The organism is Prolixibacteraceae bacterium, assembly GCA_019720755.1.
Taxonomy (GTDB): domain Bacteria; phylum Bacteroidota; class Bacteroidia; order Bacteroidales; family Prolixibacteraceae; genus Halosquirtibacter; species Halosquirtibacter laminarini.
This window is the reverse complement of record CP081303.1, coordinates 4433002-4450534: the sequence shown is the minus strand read 5'-3', so window position 1 is coordinate 4450534 and position 17533 is coordinate 4433002. Positions and strand designations below refer to the sequence as shown.

Genomic DNA, 17533 nt, shown 5'->3' with positions numbered 1-17533 from the left:
TAGATGAAAAACTATATATTACTATTTATCATTTTTGTCGGACCATTTACTCTGAAAGCACAGGTCAAAGAAGATGTTGACAGCCTTCTTACTCTATACGACATACCGAAACCCAAAGAAACGGTTCTTAAAATACATGAAACAATCATCTATCCCAAAAGGGTTTCATACGGTGTAGACATCTCAAACGGAATGACATTTGTAGATAGACAAGCAAGTTCCAATCATCTAAATAACAACCAGACTGTAAATTACAGTGGAGGGTATTTTAATCAAATGTCTCTGAGCTTTATTATCCAATCTAAAATCAAGAATTATGGTGGAGATAATAAAAACTCGAAATCTATTTGGTCCATTTCCCATAAATATCACCAAGTAAACACCCAGTTCTACGATATTTACGATGGAGGTCAAAAGTATAGACTAGAAGACTCTTCTGAAAGATATAGCAGTGTGAGTATTGGGTATCTTAGACAGTTCCCCCTGCTTAAGGTGATGAACAGACACCTATTTCTTGGAGTGGGTGCCGAATTAAACTACTATTACAAACAGAAGATTATATTGGAAGGAATGGAACACACTTCAGAGATATCCAATACTGGGAGTGCCATCAATAACAATTATGGGATCAACTCAAGTCCAACTCTTGTTATTGATCTAGGTACAAATTTCAATATCATACAAAACTCTGAACTGAAGGTGCATTTCTCCTACCATAAAGACCTAAACTATTTTATCGGTTCTTCCATTCCGATGTTCAGTACATTGGCGGTCAAAATACAGTGGTCTAAAATAAGGTGGAAGTAAAAGAGTTCTTTTAGAAAAACAAAAGGTTGTTCTTAATAAATAAGAACAACCTCTTTCGGAATTTCAATCTGTTTTCTAAAATAAAATACTACAACAGAGAAAATACAGCCGAAGTTTTACGTTTATTGAGAGAGATTAGCTGTTGTTTCTCTGGCAAGCTTGTGGTAACTTGTTAATACAAATATCACCTAAAAAAAGGAACTTCACAATCCCTACTTATTGGGATATTTGAATAAAAAAAAGAGAGCCAAACGATCATCGTTGTGCTCTCTTTACAAATGTTTCTTTTTAATAAAAGACATAATGACTAAATACGAAATGGCTACATTTATAAAATATACCGCTTTTTGTACGTTTTATTGAGAGGTATATTTATCATTCCTGAACCATATTTCTTGCTTAACTTGTTAATACAAATATCATATAAAGTTTGACAGTTCACAATCCCCACTTATTGGGATATTGTGTAGAAATAAAAAGAAGGGTTATTTCTAATTTAAATCAGAAATAACCCTTCTTTGTTGATATTCTCAGTATCCTCTATACAGATACACCAAAATCACGTAGTGCATCATTTAAAGAGGTCTTCTTATCTGTAGACTCTTTACGCTTACCAATAATTAATGCACAAGGAACTTGAAACTCTCCTGCAGGGAATTTTTTAGTTCTAGTACCTGGTATTACAACAGAGTTCTCAGGAATATATCCAGTATACTCTTTTTCGGTCTCTCCAGTTACATCAAGAATTTTAGTAGACTTCGTTAGAACCACGTTCGCTCCAAGAACAGCTCCATCACCAACTTGTATCCCTTCTACCACAATACAACGAGATCCAACAAAACAGTTGTCTCCGATAATAACAGGAGAAGCACCCACAGGCTCTAGGACCCCACCGATACCTACTCCACCAGAAAGGTGAACATTCTTACCAATTTGTGCACAACTACCAACGGTAGCCCAAGTGTCCACCATCGTACCTTCGCCAACCCAAGCTCCGATATTAACATACGAGGGCATTAGAATTACCCCTTTAGAGAGGAATGAACCATAACGAGCCACTGCATGAGGAACGACACGAACCCCTAGTTCTTCATAATTACGCTTTAAATCTATTTTATCATAAAACTCAAGTGGTCCTACCTCGATGGTTTTCATACCTTGGATTGGGAAGTATAGCAAAACAGCTTTCTTCACCCACTGGTTCACAACCCATACACCATCTTTCTTTTCAGCAACACGTATCGCTCCTTTATCTAATAGTGAGATCACTTCTCTAACACAATCCTGTGTTTCACTATTTTGTAGTAAAGAACGATCCTCAAATGCCTTCTCAATAATTTCAATGTATTCGTTGTACATATTTTTTTATTTATATAAATTCTACAATCTCCACTTAAATCTCTTACGATTTGTCACAAAAATAGTCATTTAAATTATTATTGTAATTTAAATCGATGTTAAATATCACTTATCAAAGATATCTAACTTGAAATGATAGGAACGATCCCAATCGACAAAGAAGGAGTAAGAAGAGATGTATTTCTCAAAACAAATAACAACTAGCCTAGAAATATAAATTATATAAAATATTTTTTGTATATACAGTGCACCAAGTAAACTAACTATTTGAATTTAAATTATATTTGATTAATTTTAAACTAGAACATAAGATTGTCTGTTATATAAGGGCAGATTAAAATATTAAAATAGAACAAGTTATTTGTTTATTTTACATAAATTTGCATCTATGTGTTTATTATGAAGATTATATCAAATTAAAAGAAACTAGATATGAGTAAATTTATGTTTGCTCTACTAACAGGTTGGTTCATGTTGCTACAACTTAGCAGTATGAATCTTTGTGCTTCTACATTGAAGAAGCACAAACAAAAAGAAGAGAGACCTCAAATCATTGAAAGTAAAAGTAACGCTAAGGCTAGACCTACAGTGTATATTAGTGTATTAGAACAAACGCGTTTATATACACAAGACAATCCTGATTTTCCATACACCATAAGTGGCGCAGATGTTTCTGAGTCAGAGATTGATGTACTCCCAACTGTCTCATGTAAAGCAGACAGATACTCACCCAAAGGAAACTACGAAATCACATTAAGTGGTGGTTCTGATGATGTTTACGATATTGTACTTGTGAACTCCGTACTGCATGTTCAAGAGCTTATCAGTAAAGAGATCATGATTGAAGTTCCAATGCAAACCACTTTGACCTATGATGGCAATACCAAATCGGTTCCTTATGAACTTGTTAGCGGAAAGGATGACACAGGAAGAGAGATAATTTTAAACCACGAAATAATACAACTAAAAGTAACTTACGTGGATGAGGATTATAACGAGGTAGATCCGCTACATGCAGGATCGTATATGTGTAAAATTGACATCACAGACCCGAGTGTAAGTGATCTAGTAAAACCGAAAGAGTGTTTTTTAGATATACTAAAAGCACCCCTATCCATTCGAGTCGATGATTTGGTTAAAGAGCAAGGAAAAGCAAACCCTCCATTTACCTATACATATAATGGTTTTTTAGGAACAGACACCAAAGAGGATATCGATCAACTTCCAACAGTTACGTGTGATGTAACCACAGAATCTACAGTAGGAACTTATGATATTCGACTACTAAATGCACAAGACAACGACTACGATATCACCTTACAAAATGGAGTATTTGAAGTAAGGGGACCTTCTCCTGATGTAAACTTTGTGATGGAGGATAAAACCGTTGAATATAATGGTTATGCTCATGGTGTGGCCGTCACAGTAACCCCTTCCGGTTTCACCTATACCCTAACTTACAATGGTAGTTCGAAAGTTCCCAGTGAAGTGGGGACCTATGAAGTCGTTGCTGTATGTACCGATGATCGTGCTGGATCAAACAAAGGATACAGTAAAAAATGTGTTTTAATTATCCAAAAAGCTACAATATATATCACGGCAGATAACAAAGAGTGTTATTTTGGTGAAGAAATTCCAAAGTTAACCTACTCCATTAACGGGTTGGTCGGTTCAGACAGTGGGGTGGACATTTTGCCCACAATATCTTGTACCGCAACGAAGGAATCTGCTCCTGGAGAGTATAATATATCTCTATTAGGGGGCAGTGACCCGAACTATAATCTTCATTTAACCAATGGTAAATTAACGATATCAAACAAAACACTAACCATTACTTTTGGTGAAAATGAGTTTGAGTACGATGGAATGCCGAAGAGTATCGAATACTATACAGATCCCGAAGGTGTGACATGTGAAATCACTTACAACGACCAATTTGAACTCCCTATCTCCACAGGAGAATACACTGTTCGAGTTAGATCCATTGATCCCAACTATATCGGCGAAGGGGAAACGAAGATGCTTATATGGGCTGAAAAGGAAGAGGTAGATGCAGTAAATGCCATCATAGATAATGGAAGTAACAATACCATACTAAAGATTAACAACATAGAAGCCTTTGCCAACAATACTTTAACATTATATGATCGTGCAGGAAATTTGATCTACCAAAGCACAGGAGTGTATCAGAATGATTACGATCTTCAACCTTTACATGAAGGAACCTACTTCTACCTTTTAAGTTATGACTATAATGGGGAGAAAGTATATGAAAAGAAGTTTGTAGAATTAATACGTCCTTAGAAAAATAATCTCGATGAAGTACAAAAAGTGTCATTTACTCATTATCGTTCTATGTTTGATCCTCTCATTTTTCAAAGAGAAGCGTCTTTGTGCGCAAGAACAAGTTCGATTCAATTCGATGGTAGACCACTTTGGACTCTTTAACCCCTCCTATACAGGGAAAGATACAACGGTATGGGTAGATGTTATCAACACAACACAATGGTCTGGTTTTGAAGGAAGTCCTACAACTACCACTGCACATATGCATGGACATATTCAGAGTATTGAAGCAGTAGATAGAGGAGAGGATGTAAAAAAAGCTTTAGGATTTGGCTTTACAATACAAAGTGATAAAGTGGGATTACGAAACAACTCGACAGCATCTATTCAACTGCAATCTGGTATTCAAATAGGAGATTATTCATACTTATATTTAGGGGTAGATGGAGGCTCTTCTCTTATCCGGTACGATATGGGAAAGATGAACTCAGGGGAGGTTATCCCAGAAGGAGAAAATAGAAACGATTATTTTGTTGGAGCTGGAGTTACTCTCGAAGCAGGTAATTTTATCGCTGGAGGAGCAGGTAGAAAAGTGATTTCAAAAAATACTGAAATAAATAATATGTCCTATTTCGGTCATGCAGAGTATTTGGCAATGCTTCCGAGCTTTTCTCTAAAACCTGTGGGGTTTGTCCAATACGACACAAACAAACAGACCATCTGGGATGCAGGAATTTTCGCTGGATTTGTTCGAGATAAAATATGGATAGGTGGGATTTATCATAGCAACAACTCCTTCTCCGCCATGTTAAAAGTACACGCTCTCAAATTCTTTAAGTTCTCCTATATTTATACATTGAATACAGGAGAACTTCAGAATTTCGCGAAAAATAGTAACGAATTTAATATTTCGATTGATCTAAGAAACCTATGGATGAAAATATTTGGTATAAAACATGGTGTGAATCTGATTGACTATTTTAAAGACGACCAACAAAAAAACTCGTTTATAAACAAATAAATTAATATATTGCAAAAGAAACAAACCGTATCTCTTATTATCACTGTATAAGAGGGGATTTGATATAGATTGGCATGAAATATCTACTTAGTATAATTTTATTGTTCACCGTTTTATTTGCACATGCTGACAAGCTTAGTCGTAAAGACAAAAGTGAGTTAGACCGACTCATAAGAAGTGAACAATACCACAAAGCACTCAAAAAGATTGATATTCTCTCGAGAAGATACAGAAAATCGTATCAACTTCAAATGTTGAAAGGGGTTATCTATATTGCAATGCCAGAACATATGGCAGAAGCAGATAAGGAGGTTGCGAAAGCATTAGAGCTAACCAACAAAGCCTATGAAAAGCAAGAGATCCGTTACTTTGTGGCACGAGCATATCATAGACAAGAGAAATTTCAGGATTGTATCAAAGAGTGTCAATCTCTACTAACAGATGTAGAGAAATGGAAAAGAAACTCAGATAGTAAACTTGAGAATCTTATCACGATGGCAAAAACCTCTAGTATGTATTTGGATGCACCATTAGATGTAAATATCGATCCGTATGATGTAAATACAGAGGGCTTTGAATTAGCACCGACGATACCACTGAACGTAAAACAGATTCTTTACTCTTCTGGGAAAGGGAATTCGGTGCTTCGTAAAGACTATGACGGTCATAAAGACAACTCTTCGATGAAACGATTAAGTTTCTCAAAAGGGAATATCATCACAAGCCTTTCGATGAACTTACAAAGAGATGTGATGGTTATCTCAGTAGCCAAAAAGAATAACTATCGAGGAGATGCGACCATCTATATCTCCAAATTAGATAATGGAACATGGACCCGTCCTAAAGTACTGCCTGACGAAATAAACTCCTCTTCAGATGATAACTTTGCCTCGATAAGTCCTGATGGTCATTGGGTATTTTTCTCTAGTAAACGTTTTGGTGGAAAAGGTGGATTTGATATCTACAAGGCCCGACTGAACAGAGATTGGACTGTAGAAAAGCCAAACAATGTTGGTAAGTTTGTTAATACGCATGGGGATGAGATCTATCCTGTACTTCACCCAAATGGAACGTCCCTATACTTTAGTACCAACGGCCAGATGGGAGTAGGTGGATTCGACATCTATTATTCGGATGAATATGAAGGAGTATATACAGATCCTATCAATTTAGGTTATCCTCTAAACTCTACAGCAGATGATTATGAATATGTAGAATCAGTAGATGGTACCGCTGGATATTTGGTGTCCAAAAGAATGAATGGACTAGGTAATACTGATATTTATAAAGTTTTCTATCCTGATAGAGAAAGAAATGGACTTTTTGCTGTAGTGGGTAATTATGATACAGAGTTAGAACAAAATGATTCGATTGTAGGATCTTTAGAAAATATATCTACTGTAAAAGAGGTTTCGGTCAATGACGAGACGGGGAACTTTGCAGTGGTGGCCAAAAAAGGGGAAAATTACCAACTATCTATACGTAATAGTGCAACGAAGGACTCCTTATATGAAACAGAGATATATGTATCGGACAAAGAGTATGAGCAGATGACTCCTCCTCTTGTTGATCTTGGTAATATTGATGCGAACGAAGTGAAAGATGCTGCACCAAAGAAAGCGGAGGTTGTAAATCTATCGAGAGAAGAACTTCAGCATATATTCTTCGAACGAAATCACGCACGTTTGACCAACTATTCTCAAGGAGTTATTAGAAAACTTATTGCAAGAGAAGATCTGAAAACAAACAAAGTAAAATTAGCACTTTCAGGTACTATTGATGGACAAGAGCTTGCACTTGAGAAGACAACACTATCGATCCAACGATGTAAAGTAGTTAAGCAGTATCTAATTAAAATGGGTATTGAACCAGATAGAATATCCATTGTAAACAATGAACAGGCATACAGGCCATTTATTGTGGATCACTACTTCCATAAACTTTACTACTACCTATATCTAGGTCAGAAGGTGAACGAAGAGTTTATCAAGTCACTTGAAAGTCATGACCAAATGAGAATGGGTAATCTATTAAACAGAAGGGTTAAAATAGATATTCAAGATTAATACATATTATAGATTAATATATATTTAAAAAGGAGACTTCAATAAAGTCTCCTTTTTTTGTTATAAAAGAGTGAACTAGTCTAAAAATGTAGCGTGGAAAAATATATAATGCCGTTTTAGGAGGGATTATTGCCGGTTTTTTATCCTAATGTAAACTCTTATTGAAAAGACCTAATTCTCATATTTGGATATAAAAAAAGATATTACTTTTGGGCTGCACTACAAAAGATTTGTGTAGTACAAGACCGAAAATTAGATATCACCATTTTTATTTAAACTTTACCATGACAACCCAATCTAGGTATAACCAACGAGGCGTCTCTGCTTCCAAAGAAGATGTACACAATGCAATTAAAGATGTAGACAAAGGTCTATACCCAAAAGCATTTTGTAAAATAATTCCCGACATTTTAGGGTCAGACCCAGAATATTGCAATATCATGCATGCGGATGGCGCAGGAACGAAATCATCCTTAGCATATATGTATTGGAAGGAGACAGGGGATCTTTCTGTATGGAAAGGGATTGCGCAAGATGCACTGATCATGAATATCGACGATCTTTTATGTGTTGGCGCAGTGGATAATATACTTCTATCATCCACTATCGGTAGAAACAAAAACTTGATTCCAGGAGAGGTGATTAAAGAGATCATCGAGGGAACTGAGTCGTTATGCAAAGAGCTTAGCAAACAAGGGGTTAATATCTATCCAACGGGGGGAGAGACAGCAGATGTTGGAGATCTGGTTAGAACTATTATTGTAGATTCGACGGTTACAGCTCGTTTAAAAAGAGAGGAAGTTGTCAGTGCTGATCAAATTCAGGCAGGAGATGTAATTGTCGGTTTGTCTTCGTCTGGTGTAGCAACTTATGAGAAAGAGTATAATGGTGGAATGGGATCTAACGGATTAACGTCTGCACGTCACGATGTTTTCTCTAAATATCTTGCAGAAAAGTATCCTGAAAGTTTTGACCCTCAAGTGCCTTCGGATTTGGTATACTCTGGGACAAGAAGTCTTACTGAAAAGCTTGAAGAAGTTGGAGTGGATGTTGGAAAATTAGTCTTATCTCCTACAAGAACATACGCACCAATAGTAAAAGAAATTTTAGAAAAATATAGAGATAGTGTTCATGGAATGATTCACTGTTCTGGAGGAGCACAAACAAAAGTTCTACATTTTGTCGATGGGGTTCATGTAATCAAAGATAAAATGTTTGATGTACCACCTCTTTTTAAAATAATACAAGAAGAGAGCAAAACTCCTTGGCAAGAGATGTACCAAGTATTCAATATGGGCCATCGATTCGAGCTTTATGTATCGCCTGAGGTAGCAGAAGAGATCATAAATATTTCAAAATCATTCGATGTGGATGCAAAGATTGTTGGTCATGTAACATCTTTTGAAGGAAAAAAAGTTACAATTAAATCTGAATTTGGTACTTTTGCATATTCTTAATTTTATGTGAATGCATAAAATGAAGACAAACTGTCTTAAGATATAGGAACAAGAGATCAAAATATAAAAAATGGCGAATAATAGTTTGCTTGAAAAGTTCGAAGCGATAAAGATGCGATTTGAAGAGGTAGGAAAACAGATTACCGACCCTTCAATAATTGCTGACATGAAAAGATATGTAAAGCTTAATCAGGAATACCGAAGACTTGATGATTTGGTAAAGGCTTTTGAAGATTATCAAAGAATTATTAATAATATTCAAGAGGCAAAAGAGCTGATTGCAGAGGAGACTGATGAAGAGATGAAAGAGATGGCCAAAGAGGAGATCTCGGAAAACGAAGCATTGGTAGCACCTAAAGAGCAAGAGATCAAGATGCTTTTAGTTCCTGCAGATCCTGAGGATGCAAAAAATGCAATCATTGAAATTCGTGGAGGTACAGGTGGTGACGAAGCAGCCCTTTTTGCTGGAGACCTTTTCAAAATGTACTCAAAGTATGCAGAAAAGAAAGGATGGCGCGTTGAAGTAACAAACTCTAACGAAGGCACATTAGGTGGCTTTAAAGAGATCGTAATGAAGATCTCAGGTGAGAATGTTTACGGAACCATGAAATTTGAAGCTGGAGTACATCGTGTTCAACGTGTTCCTCAGACAGAAACTCAAGGGCGTGTTCACACTTCAGCAGCAACTGTAGCAGTGCTACCAGAAGCAGAAGAGTTCGATATCGATCTTAGAGAAAGTGATATTCGTAAAGATACTTACTGTTCTTCGGGACCTGGAGGACAGAGTGTGAATACTACGTACTCAGCAATTCGACTAACTCACACACCAACAGGTATTGTGGTTACATGTCAAGATCAAAAGTCACAATTAAAGAACTTGGCAAAAGCGATGGCTGAATTACGTACGCGTATCTATAATATGGAGCATCAGAAATATCTTGATGATATCTCATCTAAAAGAAAGACGATGGTATCTTCAGGAGATAGATCTGCAAAAATTCGCACATACAATTGGCCACAAGGTCGTGTGACAGATCATCGTATCAACTTAACTCTGTATAGTCTTCAAAATATCATCAATGGAGACATTGAGGAGGTCATCGAGAAGCTACGAGTAGAAGAGAACTCAGAACGATTAAAAGAGAGCGAATTATAATTATAATGTATCTATTTAATACATTGAAATTTATACTTGATCACTTAGCACTGTTTTTAATAACGAAACAGTGTCTAGGGATTATATTTTTTAAAAAGTCGACAATTGAATCAATTGCCGACTTTTTTATGCACTAAACTTTAAGAGAAATTATTGGTTCTATAAATAAAAAAACAAGGAAGGAATATGAATTCACAAGAACTTTTTGAACAGATCAAGATTAAGAAATCATTTTTATGTGTGGGACTGGATACTGACAAGAACAAAATACCAGCTCATCTTCTAGATGCAGAAGATCCTATTTATGAGTTTAACAAAGCGATTGTTGATGCAACTCATGATCTTTGTGTTGCATATAAGCCGAACCTTGCATTCTACGAAAGTGAAGGAATTGAAGGATTAAAGAGTCTAGAGAGAACAGTAAAATACATTCGATCAAATTATCCTGAAATTTTTCTTATTGCAGATGCAAAAAGAGGAGATATTGGAAATACTTCAAAGATGTATGCCAAAGCATTCTTTGAGAACATGGACTTTGACTCTGTTACGGTGGCACCATATATGGGAGCGGATTCTGTAACACCATTTCTATCTTATGAAAATAAGTGGGTCATTCTTCTTGCTCTGACATCCAATAAAGGGGCATTCGATTTTCAATTTATGGAAGAGAATGGAACACGCTTATTTGAGAAAGTTCTTGAAACATCAAAAGAGTGGGGAACTCCAGAAAATATGATGTATGTAGTAGGCGCAACCAAAGCAGAAAGCCTCACTGATATTCGTAAAATAATCCCTAATAGTTTTCTTCTAGTTCCGGGGGTTGGAGCTCAAGGAGGAAGTTTATCAGAAGTTGCAAAATATGGATTAAACGACACATGCGGTCTTTTAGTAAATTCTTCAAGAGGAATTATCTATGCTGGGTCGGATGAAGATTTTGCACTCTTCGCTCGTGGGGAAGCACTAAAGGTACAAACTGAAATGTCGTCTCTTCTAGAAGAGAAAGGTATTGCATAATACACTAAGCCCTGTTAATACTAGATTTAACAGGGCTATACTCCCCCATCCCCCAATTATTACATTGTAGCTTAGAACCACAATACATACCGAATCCCATCTACAATAAAAGAAACGCGATAAAAAAGGGTTAATACATTTTTATTTATAATAACAGAGGGCTTCTCTGTGCATTATTGTTAAATTAGCGTACTTTTTTAAAATTTACTGAGACATAATTACTCAAAACACTCAACCTATCATTCATTACACATGTTATGATACAAGAAAAGATCTAAAACAAATTAAGATATGATCGCATTTCAAATTATGATTGTCATCTTTGTTCTTGGATACTTAGGTATTGTGCTCGAACACAATACTAAAGTGAACAAAGCGGCAGCTGCCCTTATCATGGGTGGACTTTTGTGGGCAATTTATGCCATTTTTGGGACAGATATTCTCGGTCTAGGATATAGTAGTAGTTGGCATCACTTTACCCATACGAATGGAGCCAATAGTAGTATTGTTGATTTCATCGTACATCATGAATTAGTAGAACGTCTATATGAAATATCTTCTATTCTATTTTTCCTTTTAGGAGCTATGGGAATAGTAGAGATTGTCGACTCATTTCAAGGGTTTCGAGTTATTACGGACAAAATTAAGACTCGAAATATAGTTAAGCTACTTTGGATCATTTCAATCCTTACCTTCTTTATGTCAGCGGTATTAGATAACCTTACAACCACCATTGTAATGGTAACTTTAACCAAGAAAATATTAGACAAGAAAGAGAACCGATGGTTTTTTGCTTCCATGATCGTTTTAAGTGCCAATGCTGGTGGGGCATTCTCACCTATAGGGGATGTTACAACGATCATGCTCTGGATTGGCGGACAGGTAACCTCTTCCCATATCATTTCGTCACTATTTATTCCTAGCATGATAAGTATGTTAGTTCCATTGATCATCTCCTCTTTCATTCTTAAAGGAAAAAGAGAAGAACCACAACTTGAGGTCTCAGAAACCAGGAAATATACAACTGTTACAGAGCGAAATATCATTTTACTTCTAGGAGTATTATGCCTTCTATTTGTTCCAGTTTTTAAAACCATTACTCACCTTCCTCCTTTTATAGGAATGCTACTAGGTTTAGGTGTATTATGGTTTGTTTCAGAACTTATGATTCGTAAAAAGTCACATGATGACCAACGTAATCTAAGTGTTATCAAGACATTACACAAAATTGACACTCCAACCATTCTGTTTTTCCTTGGAGTTCTTTTGGGCGTTTCTGCACTATCCTCAGCTGGTCAATTAGACCTTATGGCAGAAGCGATGGATAAACATATCGGAGATATCTATGGTATTAACATCGCTATTGGATTCTTGTCTTCCATCGTAGATAATGTCCCTCTTGTAGCAAGTGCAATGGGAATGTATGAGATAGCAAGTCCTGACTCTGTTGGATATCTAACAAACTTCGTGCAAGATGGCCAATTCTGGTCGTTCTTAGCATATTGTGCTGGAACAGGAGGATCTATCCTTATTGTGGGTTCCGCAGCAGGTGTTGCAGCAATGGGAATGGAAAAAATTAGTTTTGGTTGGTATTTAAAGAAAATTTCATGGATAGCAGTAATTGGCTATTTGGCTGGTGCTTTTACATTCATGGTTTGCAACGGAGCAATCTAATTTATTGATTTAATTTTTTAAAAAAGCGGTAGACTGAAAGATTCAGCTACCGCTTTTTTGATGCCCTTTCCTCATCAAACAGTATCAACTTGCGAGACAATTAATATATCATACGAATTAAATGCTATCTCCAAATTGTTTCACAAGGATCAATGCTTCTTTTTCTCCCTTTTGCTCGCAAACACAAGGATCAAACCCACAACCTGTAGGGCAGTTCCAATATATCGAAAAGCCATTATTGTCGAATTATAACGATCATAGCTAAGTACATTAATAACATAAATAACGACCAAAATGGAACCTATAATCAATATAGCCCCTCCTATTTTTTGAAGTATCAATAAATTTCGTTTCATCATAACCAAAGCGTAAAATTTTTATGACTATATCATTTTTAACAGTATCATACAAAGATGGAAAACTTGAGAGACATCTCAAATAGGTGACTAGGAAACGAGAATTACGTATCTTAAACAATAACTTTCTTTTGGTAACATTTACACAGCAAAACATAATAAATAATTATTTATTGCTCTAAAACATGTCAATCAGACAAAAAAATGTGACCTACGTTTATTAACTTTAAAGGAGAGTGAATATCCTAATCACATTGTTAAACGAATAAAACTCTATGAATATGGCAGAAAAAATGACTTTTAATGAGCTAAGGAAATTAAAGGACAGTCTTCCTGATGGAACCATGTCACGTATTGCAACAGAGTTAGGCATTGAAGCAGCAACGGTAAGAAACTATTTTGGTGGATCTAATTGGAAAGAGGGTGCCAGTGTTGGTATTCATCTTGAAAGAGGTCCAGGTGGTGGTGTAGTTGTATTGGATGACACAACAATATTAAATAGAGCGAAAACAATCTTAGGCGAATCGATGTAGAATAGCCTCAAAAAATAAAGAGGTAAGGATACCCAAATTGTGAAATCCAATTACCTCTTTATATAATACAATTAAATAAGACCTTTGATATCCTCTATAATAGCATTAGCCAAAGCATCAGCTTGATCCATCGATGGTGCTTCCGAATAGATACGAATAATTGGCTCTGTATTTGATTTTCTTAGATGAACCCAACGATCAGCAAAATCAATCTTAACACCATCAATATTGTTTACTTGCTCATTAGAATACTTCTTCTCCATTTCAGCTAAAATCTGATCTACATCGATCTCTGGTGTTAACTGAATTTTATTCTTAGAGATAAAGTAAGATGGGTAAGTTGCTCTCAATTCAGAACACTTCATCTTCTTATTTGCTAAGTGAGTTAAGAATAGTCCGATACCAACCAATGCATCACGACCAGAATGGCTAGTAGGATATATCACCCCTCCATTACCTTCACCACCAATAATTGCATTGGTCGCTTTCATTTGTGCCACAACATTTACCTCACCAACAGCAGAAGCAGCATAGCTACATCCATATTTTTCTGTCACATCACGTAGTACACGAGAAGAAGATAGATTTGAAACCGTGTTTCCAGGGGTTTTAGAAAGAACATAATCGGCGACAGCAGCCAATGTATACTCTTCATTAAACATGGATCCATCTTCATTGATGATAGCCAATCTATCCACATCAGGATCGACAACAAAACCAACATCTACACCCTCTTTATTGATAATTTCTGAAGTCTCAACCAAGTTTTCTGGAAGAGGCTCAGGAACGTGTGCAAAGTGTCCTGTTGCTTCACAGTTGATCTCTACAGTTTTTTCTACGCCTAATGCTTTTAATAGTTTAGGAATAGCAATACCTCCGACAGAATTGACTGAATCAATAGCCACCTTAAAGTTCGCTGCCTTAATTACCTCTACATCAACAAGATCAAGATTTAATACATGATCTACGTGATAGTCAGTATAATCTTTTTCTGTCACGATACCCAAATCATCGACCTCAGCAAAAGTAAAAGATTCGCTATCTGCAATCGAAAGGATCTCTTTTCCAGCCTTATCATTTAAAAACTCACCATCCGCATTAAGAAGTTTCAAGGCATTCCATTGCTTGGGATTATGACTTGCTGTAAGAATAATACCACCATCTGCATTTTCAGCAGTTACAGCAAGTTCAGTAGTAGGAGTAGTTGCAAGACCGATATTCACAACGTCCACTCCCATTCCCATTAGTGTACCTACAACTAACGAATTAACCATTTCGCCAGAAATACGTGCATCACGACCAACCACAATACGCATTTTTTTTTTGCCAGCTTGTGATTGCATAAATGTACTATAAGAAGCAGTGAACTTCACAACATCTAATGGACTTAGTCCTTCTCCCGCTCTACCACCGATAGTTCCACGGATACCCGAGATTGATTTAATAAGAGTCATCTTGGTTTAAAATTTTTAATTAAGCTACAAATTTGATTATTTTATGTCCTAATAACAACGAATTAAGAGAATTATGTATCATAAAGTACTTATCTTGAATAATAAGAAAAAAAAGGATACTTTTTTTACATTATGGAACCATTAAAGGTACTACATATCAAAAAAAATATCCATCTTTGTGCTCGATTTATCAAGAAGCATTATTAGAAAACTGGTTTAGAGACACTTAACAATAAATCGTCTCTGAAAAAATATAAAATTATGAGAGATAGAAGACAGGACCGAGATTCAAAAAGGACCGTCGAAAAGAGAGGTACTGGATCTGGTAAAAGAGTTGGAAAAACAAAATCAAATGATTCTTCGAACGCAACAGGTCGAGGAAGGGATGATAGAAATGCAAGAAAGTCTCAAAGAACTCCACGCCATTTCAAACAAGAAGAGAAAGAGTCAGATAAATATCTTTCTAACGATGGGAAGGTTTTTAAACAAAAACCTAACTATGCTGAAATCTCAAAAGGATCTCAAAAACGTATCCGTAAAAACTCAAATATAAGTACACGTACCGATGATACGATACGTCTAAATCGTTTTATTGCAAACGCAGGTATATGTTCTCGTAGAGATGCAGACACATATATAGCATCTGGAGTAGTGACAGTAAATGGGAAAGTTGTCACAGAGATGGGCCTACGAGTGAAACCGGGTGATGAAGTTAACTTTTCTGGAGAGAAGATCACTGCTGAGCAAAAAAAATATGTCTTATTGAATAAACCAAAAGGTTTTGTTACGACAGTGGAAGATCCTCATGCGGAGAAGACTGTAATGGAGCTAGTTTCTAGTGCTTGTAAAGAGAGATTATATCCTGTGGGGCGTTTAGATAAAGAGACAACAGGATTGCTTCTTTTTACTAATGATGGAGATTTAACAACAAGACTTACCCATCCAAAATACAACCGTAAAAAGATCTATCATGTTTTTTGTGATAAAAAGGTTACCAAAAATCATATTAGACAAATATTAGAAGGTTTAAATCTTGAGGATGGCTTTGTGAAAGCAGATGCAGTAAGCTATGTTGATCAAAATGACACACGTCAAGTCGGTATTGAGATCCACTCAGGAAAAAACCGTATTGTTCGCCGTATTTTCTCATCTTTGGGTTATAAAGTAACGAAACTAGATCGTGTTTATTTCTGTGGTTTGACAAAGCTAAACCTTCCTAGAGGAAAATGGAGAAATCTTACTACTGAGGAGATCGCATTCCTAAAAATGGGTAATTTCTAATAGGAGTTATAATAATAATAAAGAAGGGCTATCATTGTTTTAAATGATAGCCCTTCTTAGTTCATTCCATAGATGTTAAATCGCAACAAAGTAATATCTAATTTTAAGCAATCGATTGTATACCATTCATAAACCATAAAAACGAAAAAGATTACTATAAATCAACGGAATACCACGTATTTAATAGCAATTAAGAAAGGGCTGAAAAATATTAATTCCTACCTTTGTAAGAAGTGATGAATTAAAAATACGATAATATGGCAGATAGATTTGCGGATCCTATTGGTCGCTTAATGGGCTTGCGTTACAAATCGCATCCTTGGCACGGGGTCTTTATCGGGAAAGATGCTCCAAACGTTGTAACAAGTTACATCGAAGTGGTAAGTACCGATACTGTAAAATACGAAGTGGATAAAGAGTCGGGGTATCTAAAGATTGATAGACCACAAAAGTACTCAAATCATGTACCAGCACTCTATGGGTTTGTACCACAAACATATTGTGGAGAGTCCTTAGGAGAGCTATGTTGTAAAAAAACTGGACGTGAAGGTATCAAAGGAGATGGGGACCCTTTGGATATTATTGTTCTAACAGAAAAGGAGATTTCTCACGGAGATATCCTAGTTACAGCAAGACCGATTGGTGGTTTTAGAATGATAGATGGGAATGAAGCGGACGACAAAGTCATCGCAGTATTAAGTGAGGATTTTGTTTATGGACAGATGACTGACATCAGTGAAGTCCCAGCTAATATAATCTCTAGACTAAAGCACTATTTCTTAACATATAAAGATATTCCTGGGGAAGAGAGGAATTCAGAAATAGCAGAAATTTATGGTCGAGAGGATGCTATTGAGGTAATAAAGACCACAATAGAAGACTATTCCAATAAATTTGACAATTTAGGAAAGTTATTATAACATTTGAGATAAAATAGAGAATAACGTACGAATCTTTACAACAAACGGGGAGATTAAAAACAAAGAAAATTGTGATAAAAATCGTATTTAAATCCACCCTACATTGCTATTTTAACAAGGAGGCAGAACAAGTTGTTTTTTAGAATACA

At 36.0% G+C, this 17533-nt stretch carries 13 protein-coding genes; 11 read left to right on the top strand and 2 right to left on the bottom strand.

What is annotated here, in order from left to right; all coding sequences use genetic code 11:
* Positions 1-3: 3 nt before the first annotated feature.
* The gene (locus K4L44_17660) at positions 4-807 is read left to right on the top strand and encodes a hypothetical protein (GenBank protein QZE14312.1); all 804 of its coding nucleotides are present in this window, start codon (positions 4-6) and stop codon (positions 805-807) included.
* 540 nt (positions 808-1347) lie between these two features.
* Here the strand turns inward: K4L44_17660 and K4L44_17655 are convergent.
* The gene (locus tag K4L44_17655; GenBank protein ID QZE14311.1) at positions 1348-2166 is read right to left on the bottom strand and encodes a 2,3,4,5-tetrahydropyridine-2,6-dicarboxylate N-succinyltransferase; all 819 of its coding nucleotides are present in this window, start codon (positions 2164-2166) and stop codon (positions 1348-1350) included.
* Between the two features lie 432 nt (positions 2167-2598).
* Here K4L44_17655 and K4L44_17650 point away from each other — a divergent pair, with 432 nt between their 5' ends.
* The 8 genes from K4L44_17650 to K4L44_17615 all read left to right on the top strand — a co-directional run bounded on the left by K4L44_17650 (position 2599) and on the right by K4L44_17615 (position 13729).
* Positions 2599-4470: an MBG domain-containing protein gene (locus tag K4L44_17650; protein ID QZE14310.1), complete on the top strand. Its 1872-nt coding sequence runs from the start codon at positions 2599-2601 to the stop codon at positions 4468-4470.
* Between the two features lie 13 nt (positions 4471-4483).
* The gene (locus K4L44_17645) at positions 4484-5473 is read left to right on the top strand and encodes a PorP/SprF family type IX secretion system membrane protein (protein ID QZE14309.1); all 990 of its coding nucleotides are present in this window, start codon (positions 4484-4486) and stop codon (positions 5471-5473) included.
* Positions 5474-5547: 74 nt separating this feature from the next.
* Positions 5548-7539 carry a hypothetical protein gene (locus tag K4L44_17640; protein ID QZE14308.1) on the top strand — a complete coding sequence of 664 codons (1992 nt, stop codon included), beginning with the start codon at positions 5548-5550 and terminating at the stop codon, positions 7537-7539.
* Between the two features lie 284 nt (positions 7540-7823).
* Positions 7824-8996, top strand: coding sequence for a phosphoribosylformylglycinamidine cyclo-ligase (locus tag K4L44_17635; GenBank protein ID QZE14307.1), 1173 nt, complete (start codon positions 7824-7826; stop codon positions 8994-8996).
* Between the two features lie 85 nt (positions 8997-9081).
* Positions 9082-10152, top strand: coding sequence for a peptide chain release factor 1 (gene prfA / locus K4L44_17630; protein QZE16032.1), 1071 nt, complete (start codon positions 9082-9084; stop codon positions 10150-10152).
* Between the two features lie 186 nt (positions 10153-10338).
* Positions 10339-11166 (top strand): orotidine-5'-phosphate decarboxylase, encoded by an 828-nt coding sequence (gene pyrF / locus K4L44_17625; GenBank protein QZE14306.1) that lies wholly within the window; start codon positions 10339-10341, stop codon positions 11164-11166.
* A 291-nt stretch (positions 11167-11457) separates the two neighbouring features.
* Positions 11458-12840, top strand: a complete 1383-nt coding sequence (gene nhaD / locus K4L44_17620; GenBank protein QZE14305.1) for a sodium:proton antiporter NhaD — start codon at positions 11458-11460, stop codon at positions 12838-12840.
* Between the two features lie 631 nt (positions 12841-13471).
* Positions 13472-13729 carry a DNA-binding protein gene (locus K4L44_17615; GenBank protein QZE14304.1) on the top strand — a complete coding sequence of 86 codons (258 nt, stop codon included), beginning with the start codon at positions 13472-13474 and terminating at the stop codon, positions 13727-13729.
* 71 nt (positions 13730-13800) lie between these two features.
* On the opposite strand, the gene glmM is transcribed toward K4L44_17615, so the two are convergent.
* The gene (gene glmM / locus K4L44_17610) at positions 13801-15183 is read right to left on the bottom strand and encodes a phosphoglucosamine mutase (GenBank protein QZE14303.1); all 1383 of its coding nucleotides are present in this window, start codon (positions 15181-15183) and stop codon (positions 13801-13803) included.
* 261 nt (positions 15184-15444) lie between these two features.
* Between glmM and K4L44_17605 the strand changes: the two genes are divergently transcribed.
* Both K4L44_17605 and K4L44_17600 read left to right on the top strand, forming a co-directional pair.
* Positions 15445-16464 (top strand): rRNA pseudouridine synthase, encoded by a 1020-nt coding sequence (locus K4L44_17605; GenBank protein ID QZE14302.1) that lies wholly within the window; start codon positions 15445-15447, stop codon positions 16462-16464.
* 257 nt (positions 16465-16721) lie between these two features.
* Entirely contained in the window at positions 16722-17384 is a 663-nt protein-coding gene (locus tag K4L44_17600) for an inorganic pyrophosphatase (protein QZE14301.1), read from the top strand.
* The last annotated feature ends 149 nt before the right edge of the window (positions 17385-17533 follow it).